Annotated in this window: 15 protein-coding genes; 7 read left to right on the top strand and 8 right to left on the bottom strand. The window is 34.4% G+C overall.

The features are described from left to right. The first annotated feature begins 90 nt into the window (after nt 1-90). Nucleotides 91-1,179: an acyltransferase gene (locus ASE74_RS12220; RefSeq protein ID WP_055909184.1), complete on the top strand. Its 1,089-nt coding sequence runs from the start codon at nt 91-93 to the stop codon at nt 1,177-1,179. A 9-nt stretch (nt 1,180-1,188) separates the two neighbouring features. On the opposite strand, the gene ASE74_RS12215 is transcribed toward ASE74_RS12220, so the two are convergent. Beyond that, nucleotides 1,189-2,190, bottom strand: coding sequence for a glycosyltransferase (locus tag ASE74_RS12215; protein ID WP_055909181.1), 1,002 nt, complete (start codon nt 2,188-2,190; stop codon nt 1,189-1,191). A 199-nt stretch (nt 2,191-2,389) separates the two neighbouring features. Between ASE74_RS12215 and ASE74_RS12210 the strand changes: the two genes are divergently transcribed. After that, nucleotides 2,390-3,499 (top strand): glycosyltransferase family 4 protein, encoded by a 1,110-nt coding sequence (locus tag ASE74_RS12210; protein WP_055909179.1) that lies wholly within the window; start codon nt 2,390-2,392, stop codon nt 3,497-3,499. A 47-nt stretch (nt 3,500-3,546) separates the two neighbouring features. Here the strand turns inward: ASE74_RS12210 and ASE74_RS12205 are convergent, their stop codons facing one another. From ASE74_RS12205 to ASE74_RS12180, 6 genes are all read right to left on the bottom strand, one after another. Continuing rightward, a complete protein-coding gene (locus ASE74_RS12205) occupies nt 3,547-4,665 on the bottom strand; it encodes a glycoside hydrolase family 99-like domain-containing protein (protein ID WP_055909169.1) in 1,119 nt (372 codons plus the stop codon). Nucleotides 4,666-4,744: 79 nt separating this feature from the next. After that, complete coding sequence (locus ASE74_RS12200) at nt 4,745-5,539, bottom strand: DUF5672 family protein (RefSeq protein WP_055909167.1); 795 nt, start codon at nt 5,537-5,539, stop codon at nt 4,745-4,747. 11 nt (nt 5,540-5,550) lie between these two features. Continuing rightward, nucleotides 5,551-6,519, bottom strand: a complete 969-nt coding sequence (locus ASE74_RS12195) for a glycosyltransferase (RefSeq protein ID WP_162235810.1) — start codon at nt 6,517-6,519, stop codon at nt 5,551-5,553. Between the two features lie 206 nt (nt 6,520-6,725). Beyond that, nucleotides 6,726-8,546, bottom strand: a complete 1,821-nt coding sequence (locus ASE74_RS12190; RefSeq protein ID WP_055909162.1) for an ABC transporter ATP-binding protein — start codon at nt 8,544-8,546, stop codon at nt 6,726-6,728. A gap of 149 nt (nt 8,547-8,695) precedes the next feature. Next, nucleotides 8,696-9,769, bottom strand: coding sequence for a glycosyltransferase family 1 protein (locus ASE74_RS12185; RefSeq protein ID WP_055909161.1), 1,074 nt, complete (start codon nt 9,767-9,769; stop codon nt 8,696-8,698). A gap of 56 nt (nt 9,770-9,825) precedes the next feature. Then, nucleotides 9,826-10,755, bottom strand: coding sequence for a glycosyltransferase family 2 protein (locus ASE74_RS12180; RefSeq protein ID WP_235526073.1), 930 nt, complete (start codon nt 10,753-10,755; stop codon nt 9,826-9,828). Nucleotides 10,756-10,769: 14 nt separating this feature from the next. Here ASE74_RS12180 and meaB point away from each other — a divergent pair, with 14 nt between their 5' ends. Then, a complete protein-coding gene (gene meaB / locus ASE74_RS12175; protein WP_055909160.1) occupies nt 10,770-11,669 on the top strand; it encodes a methylmalonyl Co-A mutase-associated GTPase MeaB in 900 nt (299 codons plus the stop codon). 71 nt (nt 11,670-11,740) lie between these two features. Here meaB and ASE74_RS12170 read toward each other — a convergent pair whose 3' ends face one another. Further along, complete coding sequence (locus tag ASE74_RS12170; protein ID WP_055909158.1) at nt 11,741-13,030, bottom strand: aminopeptidase P family protein; 1,290 nt, start codon at nt 13,028-13,030, stop codon at nt 11,741-11,743. 172 nt (nt 13,031-13,202) lie between these two features. On the opposite strand from ASE74_RS12170, the gene ASE74_RS12165 reads away from it, so the two are divergent. From ASE74_RS12165 to ASE74_RS12155, 4 genes are all read left to right on the top strand, one after another. After that, nucleotides 13,203-14,549: an OmpA family protein gene (locus ASE74_RS12165; protein ID WP_055909157.1), complete on the top strand. Its 1,347-nt coding sequence runs from the start codon at nt 13,203-13,205 to the stop codon at nt 14,547-14,549. A gap of 97 nt (nt 14,550-14,646) precedes the next feature. Next, nucleotides 14,647-14,784 (top strand): DUF6728 family protein, encoded by a 138-nt coding sequence (locus ASE74_RS25485; RefSeq protein WP_369800161.1) that lies wholly within the window; start codon nt 14,647-14,649, stop codon nt 14,782-14,784. 9 nt (nt 14,785-14,793) lie between these two features. Continuing rightward, on the top strand, nt 14,794-15,174 hold the full coding sequence (locus ASE74_RS12160) for a RidA family protein (RefSeq protein WP_055909148.1): 381 nt from the start codon (nt 14,794-14,796) through the stop codon (nt 15,172-15,174). 2 nt (nt 15,175-15,176) lie between these two features. Next, nucleotides 15,177-16,079: an EamA family transporter gene (locus tag ASE74_RS12155; protein WP_055909145.1), complete on the top strand. Its 903-nt coding sequence runs from the start codon at nt 15,177-15,179 to the stop codon at nt 16,077-16,079. The last annotated feature ends 6 nt before the right edge of the window (nt 16,080-16,085 follow it).

The raw sequence follows: 16,085 nt of genomic DNA, 5'->3' as shown, positions 1-16,085 counted from the left end.
TTATTTACATAAATGTTAAAAGAGTCCCGAATTAATTCGGGACTCTTTTTTTAGCTGATATTTGCCAGCTAAACTACCTAAATTTGTTTAATGGATATTGAATTAAATAAAGAAACAACACCTGTAAAGAAGAATTTCGATTTTGTTAACACCATTCGATGTATCTCAATGATGGGTATTGTTTTCGAACACAGCCATATTGTTGAAGCACCGATGTATAACACAGTGGGTGATACTATAGCAGAAGCAGGGGTGATACAATTTTTTAAGTTTTCTACAGTAGCTTTTTTTCTAATTGGAGGATTTCTGATTAATCATAAATTCCAAGAATATTCTGCAAACCAGTATCTTAAAAACAGGTTTAAAAATACGGTAAGACCCTGGCTTTTCTGGATGGTTTTTTTCATCGCAATTACCATGTTGGATAGATGGGTAGCACATAGTAAAGGAAGCGATAGAGATTTAATGTTTAGCGATTTCGGGACTTATATTTCTGACTTTGTTTACAGGGTGCTATTTTTTAGCCCATATTGGTTTATCCTTAATTTTTTAATATGTATAACATTATTATTAATATTTAAGAAATTTCTCTATAAATACTGGTTAGGTGTGTTTTTTGGTCTTATTTCGCTTGTATATAGCGTGAATTTATATTTTAACTGGTTCGAAACTACACACACTTCAGCTTTATTTGGCTTCGTTTTTTATCTATGGCTTGGGGTATATTTAAACAAATATTATGCTACGGTAATGACGTTTGTTAAAGATACTCAATGGGTGATGTGGATTTTTCTTCTAATTTTAACATTTTCTCTTGGGATTTGGGAGTCTGTACACCTTATTGAACTAGGTAGTAAAGATGCCTATAATACATTAAGGATTTCCAATATCATCTATTCATTCGTAGCATTTGGTGTTATGTTAAAAATTGGCAGTATCAAAGTGCTCGATCGTCTTAAACCCCGTGAAACAACATTTGGAATTTATTTATTGCACAGTATTGTTATAGAAAGGGTGTTGCCGTTGATTTTCCAGCCTTTAAAATTAGATGTTCAGCATTATAGTGTTTATGAAAACACTGCATTATTAATTCTTCGATTTATAATAGCTTATTCAATTAGTTATCTGCTTTCTGCATTAATTATCAAAACTAAATTGAAATGGACTGTTGGACAGTAATGGGATAATTTAAAGCTGTTTAATACTGTTTTTGAAAGCTCTTCTGAATTTTTTAAAACTGAAGTACGAACTTTCGAATATTCCAGTTTTAAAATACCATTTAAGGTTAAGTGAATTAATTTGATCGGATATTAAAATATCCATCCACTTATTGAACAAGAATTGGTTAAAAATCTTCTCATCATATCTATTCGAAATACTGTTGGCTAATTTAAGTTCATTGAATAAAAATGCATAATCGTTTAAGTGCTTTTTAACGGGTGCCCAATTAAATAATTCAACATGTAAGTTTAGCCACCTATCGTTAAGAGGTATGCCTATGCGCTGTTGCATGTGGCTAATGATCTTTCTTTCATTAGCTAGCCTTAAATCTGTATTTAGCGTAGAGGTATTTTTGCTGTGGATGCGGTAATCGACAAGTGTTTTATCAAGGTTAGTAACTTTATGCATTTCGGCCATTCTTATAAATAGATCAAAATCTTCTGATATGGTATAGTTTTGGTAGCCTTTTAGTTCTTTAAAAGTATCGGCTCTAAACATTGCTGTTGAGTTAACAAACGGATTACCAAATAGCATAAATAAATCAACATTGCTATCTATAGGTACCCTCAACATATCACCTGTTTTATTACCGTTTTCATCGATAATGGCAGCATGCCCCCCACATAACACAGCATCTGGATTATCCATGAAATAACAGTATTGCGTCTTTAGTCGATCCGGATATGCTATATCATCACCATCTAGTATGGCAATATATTCACCACGTGCTAGTGTAAGTAAACGATTCCTGGTATAGATTAAGCCTTTATTGCCATCATTATGTGTCAATCTGATTCTATTGTCCTTAAATGATTCGACAATATTGGCAGTATCGTCTGTAGAGCCATCATTTACAACAATCAATTCGAAATCAGAAAAACTTTGGGTTAATATACTATTTATGGAATGCTCGATAAAATCTGCCTGGTTATAAGCAGCCATAAAAACAGTTATTTTTGGTTGTCCCATTGTTGTGTAGTTTTGAACTTTACCACTTTGACCTTTCCATTTAAAAAGTATATGTTATATATATAGCGTATACACTTCTGCTAAAAGCGATTAATTTCAAATATACCAACAAACTAAATACAGATTGCAAATGGAATTAAATAAAAGTTAATACATTATTTATTCTTTAATTTGCAGCCAATTGAAATAACAGAATCAGATGAAGAAAATATTGTTTATAAGCCACAACTTGGGAAGAACAGGTTCAGAAATGTTACTTTGGTATTCTTTAATGAATTTAAACCGGGAAAAATTTCTTCCATTATTGTTCACCAAAAGTAAAGGCTTGTTAATCGATACTTTACCACATGAGATTCAACATTTTCTGCCATATAGAGAAAATCCTAAAAGATCTTTAAGAATTCTGAGATCAGTTTTGAAAAAGGCTAAAATTGACTCGTTAGAATATCAATTAAATTATATTACGAAGAAACACAAAGTTAATATCTGGTACGTAAACACCATTGTATTACCAGAATTCTATCCGATTGCAAATAAACTAGGAGTTAAAATTATTACTCATGTTCATGAGCTTACCTTTGCCTACGATTTTATCGGTTATAATGATTTAGAGACCATCATTACAACATCAGCTGCTTTTATTGGATGCTCTAAAGCTGTTTGTAGTAAAATTAGCGATATGGGAAGGCCTGATGTAAAACTTCTATATGGATTTATCGATATAGGTAAAATTATCTGTACCAAAACTGCTGCCGAAGTAAAAGCAAATACAGGTTTCTGTGATGACGACTTTGTGTGGGCAATTTCTGGTAAAACAACATTGATAAAGGGTATCGATTTTTTAGTCTCCTTATTACCTGAGCTACCTGAAAACATTAAGATTATCTGGATTGGTGGCGAAGAAAATACTGGTGTATATTATTATGCGAAAAAAGCAGTAGAAAATAAGCACCCTGAACGAGTTAAATTCCTTGGTGCACAAAGTGAAGAATATTATAATTATCTTAATTCAGCTGATGCTTTCCTATTACTCTCGAGAGAGGATTCTTTTCCTCTTGTAATGTTAGAGGCTGCTGCATTAGGCAAACCTATTGTAGGATTTAACTCCGGAGGGATTAAAGAGTTTGTAAAAGAAGATACCGGAATTGTAATAGATACTTGGAGAACAAAAGACCTGGCCGAGGCTATGATGGAGGTAAAAGACCATCCAGAAAGATTTAATGTCGATGAAATAAAACGGCAAGCTTCCCTTTATGAGGTAAAAAAACAAGTATCCGTTTTAGAAGATATATTGGATAATATAAATTAAATTATCTCTAATGAGACCACTTGTTTTTTAACTCATTGCATTATGGATTATTTTGATTCAAGTCCATCTTTTAGAGCCTGTAAATAACGATGTCCATATTTTTGGTCAGGTTCTAAATGGCAGCCCTCTGCCCATTCATTCCACGCATTTACAAAAAGTAAACGCTCTTCCCCTTTAAAATGTTCTTTTGTATACCCGACTGTTTTTGTAACCCAATCTTGAAATTTTTCAGGGCTTGAATTAACAAAAATCGTTGCATCTTTACTCCGCCTGGCAGAGTTATCCCAACTCGGAAAAACAGAGCGGAAATATTTATAGGGTTTTGGATCTTTTTTAGTCATCTTATCAACTATTTCTTCATAATCGTATACTTTGTTTGAGAGTAATCCGCTCTTATTTATAGAGGTTTTATAAAGTAGCTTTCTGAGAAAATGGTTAAGGGGTTCTTTTTTGCTGTATTTCTGTAAATTAATAGAAAAATCTGGGGCAAATTCCATACTTGCATCAAAACCATGATTTTTGGGGTCGAAATCTCGCTTAAAATTTTCAACTCGGATTAAATATAAATCCTCAAAACCGGCTTTTTTAACCTCTGTTCGCCAAATTTCTGCTGCCTCATTGATATGTGGGTGGAGTTCAGATCTATACATTAGATAAACTGGCTTGCCATTTATTTTGATGTATCTTTCATCTTTAAAAAATGGTATAAGATATCGTATATGTTCAAGGTCATCTTTTAAATCATAATCTTGTTTTATCAAAATATCTGCTTCCATGCCATCCCAACGTCTCGTCCAATTTTCATTAGCCCAGCATAAGCAAAATGGGAAATCAGGTTTTTTGGATATTAGCATTTGCTCCAAGGGCTTTTCCATTAAAAGTTTACCATTGAACCAATAATGATAAAAACAAAAACCATGAACACCATATGTTTTAGCCAAAGCAGCTTGTTCAATCATCGTATCCAATAGCCTAAGGTCATAAAATCCTAAATCTGCTGGTAAATGGGGCTGATAATGGCTTTTGAATTTTGGTTTTGATTTGGTAACATTTGTCCATTCCGTAAATCCTTTTCCCCACCACTCATCATTTTCTTTAAAGGGATGAAACTGAGGTAAATAAAGCGCAATGGCCTTAACTTCGTTTTCTATAGGAGAATTTTGCATAAACCGCTTATGTTGATGGCAGATATTTTTATTGTAAAAGATTGTATATTAATTTCTATTTAATTGACTTTACCACAAATTAAATAGAATACCCAAATTCCTTAAAAATAGGCCCCCACACTTCCAGATTTTTGTTCCAGGCATGGCATCCGAATGGCAGTACATTGTTAGTGAGTTCGAAGGCTCTGTCTACAGGTACTTCAAATGCAAAAAATACTGCTTCCTTATAAGAAGGTATGTTTAAATATTTCTTCTTCCTATTTACTTCTATGCTCCAAAAAACATCTTCATTAAAATTGGTTGCCTGATTATCAGTATATTCTATAATTTTATTATGAAAGTGTTCTGTTAGCTGATGAAATTTTTGTGTCCTGCGTAAAGATAAACCCCCGTTTCCAACTTTATACTCCCGCTGAATATCAGTCGGCTCAAGAGTGACCTTCTTCCTAAGATCAAATTTTCTGTGTATATAGCCTAATATACTATTTTTTACAGCTTTAATCACATCTGGATATTTATGCCTGAGCCAGGGTGCTCCCACATAATCTATATTTTTTTCACACCAAATATTGAGGTCATCTTTAAAAATAAAAGCATCTAGTTGATGAATCAGGATGTACTCATAATCTAAAAATGTCTTGTAAAATTCTCCTGATAACATGAGCTTGTTGTAGCCTGCTATATCTTTAAAATACGCATCATCAAAACTGATGATACTGGTGAAAGGATAATTGGTATTTAAATTTAAGGATGTAGGTTTTACAAAAAAAATAGGGTAGGATTTGGAAAGTACTTTAAAACACTGTTTTAAAGATATATCCTCCAAATAACTTATTTCTTGATAAATTGGTATAATAACAGCAACCTTTTTCATAATGTTATGAATTAAACGATTTGAAAAACAGTATCCAATTTTTTATAGCATTCTTCCTTTTCATAATTCATGCTAAAAGCCATCAATGCATTTTCTGCTTGTTTTTTATATTCCGCTTCGTTTGTTAATAGCTTCATGATATTGTTTCCAAATTCCACTGGGTCATCACTCACCAAGCAACCGTTATTGGTTTTGTTAATCAGCCCATCAACACCTCTGGTATTGCAAACTATCGGTATGCCGAAAGATAATGCTTCTACTACTTTTATTTTAGTTCCTGTGCCTGTTAACATAGGACAAAGTGCTACTCTCGCATTTTGGTAATAGATTGATAAATCTTCGGCGAAATTTATTGAAATAATATTGGGTGCCTTTATTGATAAATGTTCATTGATTTGCCCGATTATGCAAATCTGGATATTGCCGGGTAAAAGTGGATACACCTCGTTAAAAAACCAATGAGCAGATTTTTGATTGTGGATATTATCACTTGCCACATAGATCAAATCATATTGTTTTTCCTTTACAAGGTTGCCGTTTTCTGGCTTATCAAGCATCATTGGGGCTAATACAACCTTATTTTTGCTAAATTGACTAAAAATATACTGTTCTTCTACAGAAATGGCTAAAACAATATCGAATAAAGAAATTCTTCTAATTTCTTCTTTAAAAGATTGCCCTATATCATTTTTTCTTTGATGTTGGGCAGTTATAAAATCGTGAGTATCAATTACCTTAACAGCATTTTTTGTGAATTTATTATTTTCTACCAGTGTTGCCCAACTTGCATAATTAATAAATATATAATCGTAATTGTTGCTTTTTAAAATTTTTTTGAATGACCTTTTAAATCGCATGGTCACCAATTCAGGAAATTGAAGTGGGAAAAACCATGCCTTATTTTGATAGAAAAAGTTTGGCAATTTATAGAATAGAAGATAAAAGAGGATATTTTTTTTCGAAGGCTTCTTTTTAATCACGAAGGTATTGTTGGCAAAACCTGAATCTTCAAATGCTTTAATATCTGTTTCATTCCAACGCCCGGTAAAATACTCGCTAACAAAATCTATTTCGAAATTTCTTGATTTAAAATAGCTTAACATGCTCAATGCCCGTGTTCTGTTGCCCGCATTTTTTTTAAGCGGATTATCAGGCATGAAAAATAGTACTCTCCTCATTTAAATATTTAGTCGTTAAAAGCCTGCATATCAATTAAACGCCTGTATAAACCATTTTTATTCATTAATTCATTGTGACTACCGGTTTCTACCACACTACCTTTATCTATCACAACAATTTTATCAGCATGTTGTATGGTACTTAAACGGTGAGCAATTACGATAGAAGTGCGATTTTTCATCAGATTATTTAACGCATCCTGTACTAATTTTTCCGATTCGGTATCTAAAGCAGAAGTTGCCTCATCCAGTAACATAATTGGCGGATTAGCCAATACAGCCCTGGCAATACATACGCGCTGTTTCTGCCCGCCCGAAAGTTTATTTCCTCTATCCCCAACAAAAGATTGATAACCGTTTTCTGTATTTTCAATAAAATCGTGCGCATTTGCAATTTTTGCTGCTGCAACAACCTCTTCTATGGTCGCATCAGGCTTGGCAAATGCAATGTTATTGAAAATTGTATCGTTAAATAAAAAAGATTCTTGATTAACAGTTCCCATTTGTGCCCGGATGCTTTCTACGGTAAGTGTTCTGTAATCGTGGGCATCAATTTTTATTGCACCTGATTTTGGATCATGGAAACGCGGAATCAGATCCATTAAAGTACTTTTTCCACCTCCCGATGGGCCAACAAGCGCCACTGTTTGACCTTTTTCAATATTGATATTGATGTTTGTTAATACCTCTTTGTCGCCATAAGAAAATGAAACATTTTCAAACGTTAGTGCACTACTAAAATTAGCTAATTCACTTGCATCGCTTTTATTTACTAGCGCTGGTTTAGTATCAATAAGGTCTAAAACGCGTTCACCGGCCGCAATCCCTGAATGGATGCCGCTAAAGGAATCGGCTATGGCTTTAACAGGCTGTAAAACCTGGGAAAAAGTAGCCAAATAAACCACAAATTCTGCAGCTTCTAAATCCCCTTTACCGCTTAAAATTAACGTACCGCCATACAATAGAATAAATACAACAACTAAAACACCTAAAGTTTGAGAAACCGGGGATGCCAATTGTTGCCTTCTAGCCATTTTTCTGTTTAGAAATGAATAAAATCTATTTTCTGTATCAAACCTTTCCTTTGCACGTTCTGTAGCATTAAAAGCTTTAATGATTTTTATACCACTCAATGACTCATCTAAAAAACCAATCATTTTTGCGAATGATTCATGGGATTGGGTGGCTTGCTGTTTTAATCTTTTTACAATTTTACTAATGATAAAGCCAGAAACAGGAATTACTAATAAAGAAAACAATGTTAATTTAGCAGATATAGAAACCAAAACTCCAATAAAAAACAGTAATTGAAGCGGTTCTTTAAAAACAACCTGTAGCGTATTGGTAACGGTGAACTGAACAACCTGCACATCAGATGCAACTTTGGATATGATGTCGCCTTTGCGTTCGTTGTTAAAATAACCAACATGCAAATTCATTACATTGTTAAAAACGGTTTTGCGGATGTTTAATAAAGTATGAACACGTAGATCTTCCATAAATCGCTGAGAGAAATAGCGGAAAAAGTTGGCTAGAAATACTGTTGCTATAATAATTACACATATTACTTTTAAGGCCAGAATTTTATCATCAGCAATGATGCCGTCAATATAATTGTTGAAACGCCCTAGTAAATTCCAAGAACTCTTAGCTTCTGCAATTTTTGTCGGATCGTCACATTTCCCTAAAAACAGTGCCTGCATTAATGGACCAAGCAGCGTAAAAAGAAAGGTATTGAAAAAAATTCCAAATAGTGTAGTTATCAAATAAGGTATTGCAAACTTCTCTATAGGCTTGGCAAATGATAGTAAACGAAAATAAGTTTTCATTATGTATTGTATATATAACGGAACTTAGGCAAGTGCCTAGCCGACAAAAAAATATAATAAGATTCTGGCAAATGTACGGTTTTTCATATATATCAATAAGATGATATAAATCTTACTTCTATAAGTTGAATTTTGAGCTTTTCGTAAATTTAAGAGATTGAAGGTTGGTTAATCAGGCATTCCTGATACAGATTTAAATATTGGCTTGCCGCTCTTTCCCATGAAAATTTTTCTGCTTGCATAATCGCCTCATTGTAGCGATTATTTTGTAAAAAGTCGTTCATTCCTCTTTTAAACACATCCTGCATGTGTTCTGGTTCGAAATTATCAAAGTAATAAGCAACTTCGCCACCAACTTCGGGTAAAGAAGTGAATTTTGAAAGGAACACCGGTTTTCCAAAATGCATGGCTTCGATTACAGGAAGCCCGAAACCTTCAGCAACTGAAGGGAATAAGAATGCATCGCAGTTTTCGTAGTACCACGCTTTGTCTTCATCAGAGATTGCCCCGGTAATATGAACCCGGTCTAAACAATTATATTTTTCGGCCTCCTCTAAAATCCTCTGTTTATGTGGGGTTTCCCTGCCTGAAATAACAAGGTGAAAATCATTCTCTTTTAACAAAGCGGGTAGCAGATGAAATCCTTTCTGAACCGATAACAAGCCGATAGTAAATAAGAAAGGTTTTTGTGGCACAAAGCTAGGGATATATTTTTCCGCTGAGATCAGTTTATCGGCTCCGTTGTAAATTACGCTTACTTTACCATCAGCTTCTGGAAAATAGTGTAAAACATCGTTGGCAACAAATTGAGAAATACACACTATTCTATCACATTGTGCAATTAGCTTACCCAGTTTTTTTAAATATACCTGAATTCTATGTGGCTTGCTAAATTTTAAATGCACCTTGTTCATATCATGAACGGTCATTATTTTTTTTGCATTTACTTTGCCGGGTTTTAATCTGCAGGTCTGATCTGAAAGATGAACAACATCAAAATCATTTTTTCTCTTAAAAAATAACCGGTCCAATCTGGATAGATAAATGAGATCAACCAGGCCATTAAAAAGGTATTGGGTATGTTTAAAAACGTAAAATTTTAATTTAAATCTTCCTTTGTTTTCCTGGATTAATGCATCACCCAATCCTTTTCCAAACGAAAAATAACCGCAATTGGCATCTTTCATCGAATCAAAAGTTACTAAAACATCAGGTTTTTTCATCAGGTGTTATTTTACAAATTGAAATTATGCAAATATAAGTAGATTTAAATTGAGGCCTATTTCACAATTTTATAATTCCGGTATTCAAACAACCGCAATCCGGTTAAATCTTCAATTTTTTGTAAAACTTTTCTTCGGAAATTCATTTTAGGGGTTTCCTGGGTCAAATCTTTTTCAAATTTCCAGTTCGCTGCTTCAATTCTGGCCTGCATTACTTTTGGATGGCTACCTTTAAAATGAACCAAACGATCGGCGTTGTGCATATCATAGGTATCTTGAACCGGGTAATTTTCTTCAATCCATTCTTCTGTTTGGTAAAATTGATTAAAGTTGCGCACTTTTCCCTGTAATCCTTTTGGTGGTTTTACCCAGCCATAGTGATATATATAGGCATCTATTAATTTAACCTTAAGTTTTCGATCATTGATTCTAAACCCTTGTGCATCCCGATAAGAATGGACGCCAGGTAAGTTTTTGATAATTCTAACTTCTCTTCTATACCAGCGCCTCGATTCTGCCAGGTAATCATAAGAGGCATAAAAGTGTTTATATTTTAAAAGCAAGGCTTCAACGTTATTATTGTTGAGTTCTGCCTCCATCTCTTTTTTAATCAAGGGGAGATAATCTTCATGTATGGCTTCGTCGCCTTGAATATAGATCATCCAATCCGTATCATCACTAATTTCTGCCAGTGCCTTATTTGTTTCATCAGCAAAAACGCGACCGCCTTCCCGTATACTTTCATCCCAAATGGTATTAATCGTTCTTATTTTTTGATCAATGCTTTTTACCATTTCTGAAGTTTCATCAGTTGAGTTTCCTAGCGCAACTATAAAATCATCGCACAATGGCAGTACCGAAAGTATTGCTTCTTTGGCAGGGTAATCATTAACAATTGCATTTCTTAAAAAGGTAAAACCAGTAACTTTCATCCAGATTTGTTGTTGATGGCCTGATGTGGCTAATAATTTTGTTAATTTGTACAAAGATAGTTTTATTGATGAATACGCATCTATCCATTTTAAACGAGATAAAAGCTGGCAATTATAAGGTTTTAGCAAGAGTATTAACGCTTATTGAAAATGATATTAAACCGTCGGATTCGATTTTAAGAGATCTGGATAGCAAAATTGACATTCCAGTTTTGGGTATAACCGGCCCACCCGGAGCAGGCAAAAGCACATTGGTAAATGCCATAACCAATCATTTTTCGGCAGCGAACAAGCGCATTGCTATATTGGCTATCGACCCTACTTCGCCTTTTAATTTTGGTTCCTTGTTGGGCGATAGAATCCGGATGGCCAATCAGTTTAACAATCCAAATGTTTTTATCAGATCATTGGCAACCCGTGGTGCTTTAGGTGGTATTTCTGCAAAAACAATTGAAATGGTTGATGTTTTAAAAGCTTCGAATTTTGACCTTATTTTAATTGAAACGGTGGGTGTTGGCCAATCAGAAGTGGAAATTGCTGGTTTGGCAGATAAAACTGTTGTTGTATTGGTGCCCGAATCCGGAGATGAGGTTCAGAATATTAAATCAGGCTTAATGGAAATTGCAGATTGCTTTGTAATTAATAAGGCAGATCGGGCAGGAGCAGATACCTTTGCCAATAACCTCAAAAAAATTGTTCATCAAGGTACAAAAACAATTCCTATCTTAAAAACAGTTGCTGACAAAAATATAGGCATAGCTGAATTATGCAATTGGTTAATCAAACCTCATTTAAGGGATAATAGCAGAAGTGTATTTTTATTTGCAGAAAAAGCATGGAAAATCATTCAACATGATAAGATGCGGATTATAGATAAAAAAAGGCTGCGTGAAAAAATCCAAGCAGCCTTAAAAAAAGATAATTTTAATATTTACCGCTTTGCGGATGAGTTTATGCGTAATGGTTAAGTGCTTAATTGTTTAAAGCGGTTAACTAAGCACTGCAAACGGGAAATTGTAAACTGGATACTGTAAATAAATTAACTGTTCATAATATCTTCAATTTCCTCCGCTTCCAATGGAATATCAGCCATTAAATCTACATTACCATCTGAAGTAATGAGAATATTGTTTTCCAAACGGATGCCCAAACTTTCTGCCGGAATATAAATGCCTGGCTCAACAGTTAAAATATTACCTGCGGCAAATGGGGTATATCTTCCGGCGAAATCATGCACATCGATACCCAAATGGTGAGAATTGCCATGCATAAAATATTTTTTATAGGCAGGGTAAGCAGGGTTTTGGTTTTTTACATCTTCGGAAGTGATCAACCCAAGGTTAATTAGCTGTTCAGACATAATTTCTCCTACTTCCTCATGGTAAGTATTCCAGATGGTACCTTCCTTTATTAATTTAACCGACGCTCTCATTACTTTCAAAACGGCATTGTAAACTTCTTTTTGTCTTGGGGTAAACCTGCCGTTAACAGGGATACACCTGCTCATATCTGCATTATAATTGGCATATTCTGCGCCGAAATCAAATAGGATCACGTCACCATCTTTACATTCCTGGTTATTATCCGTATAATGTAGAATGTTGGCGTTATGGCCTGAAGCAATAATGGGTGTGTAGGCATGTCCGGTTCCACCTTGACGGATAAATTCATGAATAATTTCTGCCTCAATTTCATATTCTTTTACACCTGGCCTGGTAAATTTCAATACCCTTATAAAGGCATCGCGAGTAATTGCAGAAGCTTTTTTTGTGAGTTCGATTTCTACATCAGATTTAACTGCACGTAAACTGCGCATAACCGGGGCCGAGCGTTCATAATGATGTAAAGGATATTTTGATTTCATTTTTTCAATGAAACGAACATCTCGATATGGAACTTCGTGCGCATACCTGTCGTTTTCATTGGTATTTAAATAAATATGTTCGGCATAATTAACTATACTATGTAAGATGTTGTCAAAATCTTCCAGCCAATATATAGCCTGAATGCCGGATGCGGCTTTTGCCTGCTCTTTTGTATATTTATATCCTTCCCAAACTTTAATGAAATCGTTGGTCTGTCTTAAAAACAGGACTTCTCTGTACAAAGGATTAGGACAATCGGGATATAATAATAAAATTGTTTGTTCCTGATCAATTCCTGATAAATAAAATAAATCAGGATTTTGTTTAAAAACAAAGCTTTGATCGCCACTTCTAGGAAACTCATCACTTGAATTAAATATAGCTAATGAATTGTTTTTTAGATGTTTAGAAAAATTTTTCCTATTTAAAATAAATAATGACTGATCAATGGTTGGATATTTCATGAATATAGTATTTTAATATGCGCAATGGCCAAAAGTAATAAAATGATTAATTACCGTGAAGTTTGGAACGGAGTTTGTATAAAAGTTTGAAAATTTAAAATTTTGTTTAATTTTGCTTTTACTAAAAAATTAATCAATTAAATTGTTTAACCCTTAAAAAAGAAAAAAGATTATGAATTATTCTACTTTAAAGAAAAGTGTTGCGCTTTCTTTAGTGGCATTAACAGGAGTAGCTTCTCTTGCTGTCGCTCAGGATGCTCCTGCAACAACTTCTGCTGTCAAGGTATTTGGCGGTAGAGGTCAGTACAGAACTTGGTCTATCGGTGTACATGGTGGTGTTTTAATGCCAGTTGTAGCTATCGGTGGTTCTAACGACTTCAACAAATGGGATGCTAACTTAGGTTACGGTTTAAACATCCGTAAACAATTAGGTCACTCTTTCGGTTTAGAATTAAACGGAACTCGTGGTAAACTTTCTGGTACTAACGAAGGTATTTCTAACCCAGCTGTTAAAGATTTCGAAACTGAATTACAATATGCTGTAGATTTACGTGGTGTTGTTAACTTAGGTTCTATCGATTTCTTACGTCGTGAGAACTCAGTAGGTTTCTTCTTAACTGCTGGTGCTGGTTATATGGCTTATGCTCCAAAAATCACTTTAAACAATGGTTCTGTTATCGACTGGAAAGGTAAAGCTACTGGTCCTGCTGATGACAAACATGATGCAAAAGATTACGTAAAAGGTTTCTACATTCCAGTAGGTGCTGGTGTTAAATTCAAAGTTTCTGAGCGTGTTAACTTTAACTTAGGTTACACTATGAACTTTGTTGATGCTGATAACTTAGACGGAGTTTATGCAAAAGGTCAAACTAAAGATAAATTCTCTTACGGTTATGCTGGTTTAGAATTCTCTTTAGGTTCTTCTGCTAAACCAAGTTTAGAGTGGACTAACCCATTAGCTACTATGTACGATGAGTTAAAAGATCCAACTTTACGTCAAGAAGTTGAAGCATTGAAAAACCGTGTTTCTGCTGTTGAGAAATCTGTTGAAGATTTGAAAAAAGATACTGACGGTGACGGTGTTGCTGATCAATTTGACAAATGCCCAGGAACTCCTGCTGGTACTGCTGTTGATGGTTCAGGTTGTCCACTTCCTAAAATGGTTGCTGATTCAACTTCAACTTCAAATGTAACTGGTTTCGAAAAAATCGGTTTCGATTTCAACTCTTCAGTTTTAAAAACTGAGTCTTACCCTACTTTAGATAAATTATCTTCAGTGTTACGTGAAAACGGTGGTAAAGTAACTGTAAACGGTTACGCTTCAAGCGAAGGTACTGCTGCATATAACGTGAAGTTATCTAAAGACAGAGCTAACTCTGTTAAAACTTACTTAGTAAACTCTGGTGTTAACGCTAGTCAAGTTGCTACTAAAGGTAATGGTGAAGCTAATCCAATCGCTTCTAACGATACTGAAGAAGGTCGTATCCAAAACCGTCGTGTTGAAACTGCTAGAAACTAGTATTTCAATATAAGATTTAAAAAAGTCCCGATGAAAATCGGGACTTTTTTTATGCCCATAAATTTTCTGTATTAAGCTTTTTAGCTAAGTTTGTACTATGTATTTCTTTAGAAAAAAAGATCCCAACAGGCCAAATAATATCAACTTAAAAATTATGCATTTTATTAATGCACTGGCCATCTTAGTTTTTCTTGCAGGCATCATCTACAAGCTTATTCAATGGCTTGCCAAATAAATTAATTGTATGAAACAAATTATTAAAACAACAAATGCTCCAGCCCCAATTGGACCATATAGCCAGGCTGTACAAGCTGGTAATTTTTTATTCGTATCAGGCCAGGTTGCCATCAATCCTGAAAATGGAGAATTAAACATTGGCAATATCGAAGAGGAAACTCATCAGGTAATGCGCAACCTTAAAGCAGTTTTACTCGAAGCAGGTTTAAGTTTCGATAATGTTGTAAAATCTACTATATTCTTGAGTGATATGGGCACCTTTGCACAGGTTAATGAAATTTATGGGCAGTACTTTACAGCCGATTTTCCTGCCAGAGAAACAGTACAGGTTTCGGTACTTCCTAAAAACGTTAACGTAGAAATTTCTGTTATTGCCATTGTAGGATAATTTTGGCAGCAGGCAAAAGCACGTATTTTATAGCGGGCATTATTCCTTACATCATCTGGGGAACAATGTCCGTTCCTTTACGCGATATAAAAGGATTCCCTCCGCATGAAATTCTATACTATCGAATATTTGTTTCCATTATTGTAGTTTGGGCGACCATACTTTTATTCAGGCAGGAAGCGCTGAAGCATGATTGGATTATCTTGAAGGCATTAACCACCGCAAAGAAGATCAAATTATCATTGCTAACGCTATTGTCATCCGTTTTGATTACCGGAAACTGGTTCACTTATATTTATGCTGTAAACAATGTAAGCTTAAAAGCAGCAGCCTTTGCTTATATGGTTTGTCCTTTGTTAACTGCGCTTTGCGGATTTATCATCTTAAAAGAACAGTTATCCAAAATTAAAGTAATTGCATTAGTGATCGCTTTTTTAAGCATCTTAATATTGGCAACGGGTTCATTACATGAAGTAATGTGGGCCATCATCATCGCATCATTTTATGCCCTCTACATTATTGTTTTAAAGGTAATTAAGGATGTAGATAAATTTAACTTCTTAGGTATTCAGCTTATACTATCGGGCTTAATGATGCTTCCATGGTATTTTGTTAACGCTGCGCCCGTACCTACTGAAACTTTCTTCTGGGGGCATATTTTCTTAATTGCGGTTGTTTTTACCATTATCCCACTCTTTTTAAATTCTTATGCCCTATTGGGTATGCCTTCATCCGCCTTAGGTATTTTAATCTATCTCAATCCAATTGTTGCTTTTACCGTGGCATTTTTCTACTTTAAAGAGGAAATAGGTATAAACCAGCTTTTCGCTTATTTGCTTTTGCTAGTATCGATTGCTATTTTTAATGCGCAGTTGCTGAAGAGTGTTGTTTACAAGAAACGATAATATATT

The organism is Pedobacter sp. Leaf216 (assembly GCF_001421515.1).
In the GTDB taxonomy this organism is placed as follows: Bacteria; Bacteroidota; Bacteroidia; order Sphingobacteriales; family Sphingobacteriaceae; genus Pedobacter.
Note: the sequence above shows the minus strand (reverse complement) of the source record. Positions and strands in the feature narration are given on the sequence as shown.

Excerpts from the sequence above, each read along its gene's own strand:
- meaB (WP_055909160.1), top strand. The coding sequence starts at position 10,770 with ATGAATACGCATCTATCCATTTTAAACGAGATAAAAGCTGGCAATTAT.
- ASE74_RS12220 (WP_055909184.1), top strand. The coding sequence starts at position 91 with ATGGATATTGAATTAAATAAAGAAACAACACCTGTAAAGAAGAATTTC.
- ASE74_RS25485 (WP_369800161.1), top strand. The coding sequence starts at position 14,647 with ATGTATTTCTTTAGAAAAAAAGATCCCAACAGGCCAAATAATATCAAC.
- ASE74_RS12210 (WP_055909179.1), top strand. The coding sequence starts at position 2,390 with ATGAAGAAAATATTGTTTATAAGCCACAACTTGGGAAGAACAGGTTCA.
- ASE74_RS12205 (WP_055909169.1), bottom strand. The coding sequence starts at position 4,665 with ATGCAAAATTCTCCTATAGAAAACGAAGTTAAGGCCATTGCGCTTTAT.
- ASE74_RS12170 (WP_055909158.1), bottom strand. The coding sequence starts at position 13,030 with ATGAAATATCCAACCATTGATCAGTCATTATTTATTTTAAATAGGAAA.
- ASE74_RS12165 (WP_055909157.1), top strand. The coding sequence starts at position 13,203 with ATGAATTATTCTACTTTAAAGAAAAGTGTTGCGCTTTCTTTAGTGGCA.
- ASE74_RS12185 (WP_055909161.1), bottom strand. The coding sequence starts at position 9,769 with ATGAAAAAACCTGATGTTTTAGTAACTTTTGATTCGATGAAAGATGCC.
- ASE74_RS12190 (WP_055909162.1), bottom strand. The coding sequence starts at position 8,546 with ATGAAAACTTATTTTCGTTTACTATCATTTGCCAAGCCTATAGAGAAG.
- ASE74_RS12200 (WP_055909167.1), bottom strand. The coding sequence starts at position 5,539 with ATGAAAAAGGTTGCTGTTATTATACCAATTTATCAAGAAATAAGTTAT.
- ASE74_RS12215 (WP_055909181.1), bottom strand. The coding sequence starts at position 2,190 with ATGGGACAACCAAAAATAACTGTTTTTATGGCTGCTTATAACCAGGCA.
- ASE74_RS12160 (WP_055909148.1), top strand. The coding sequence starts at position 14,794 with ATGAAACAAATTATTAAAACAACAAATGCTCCAGCCCCAATTGGACCA.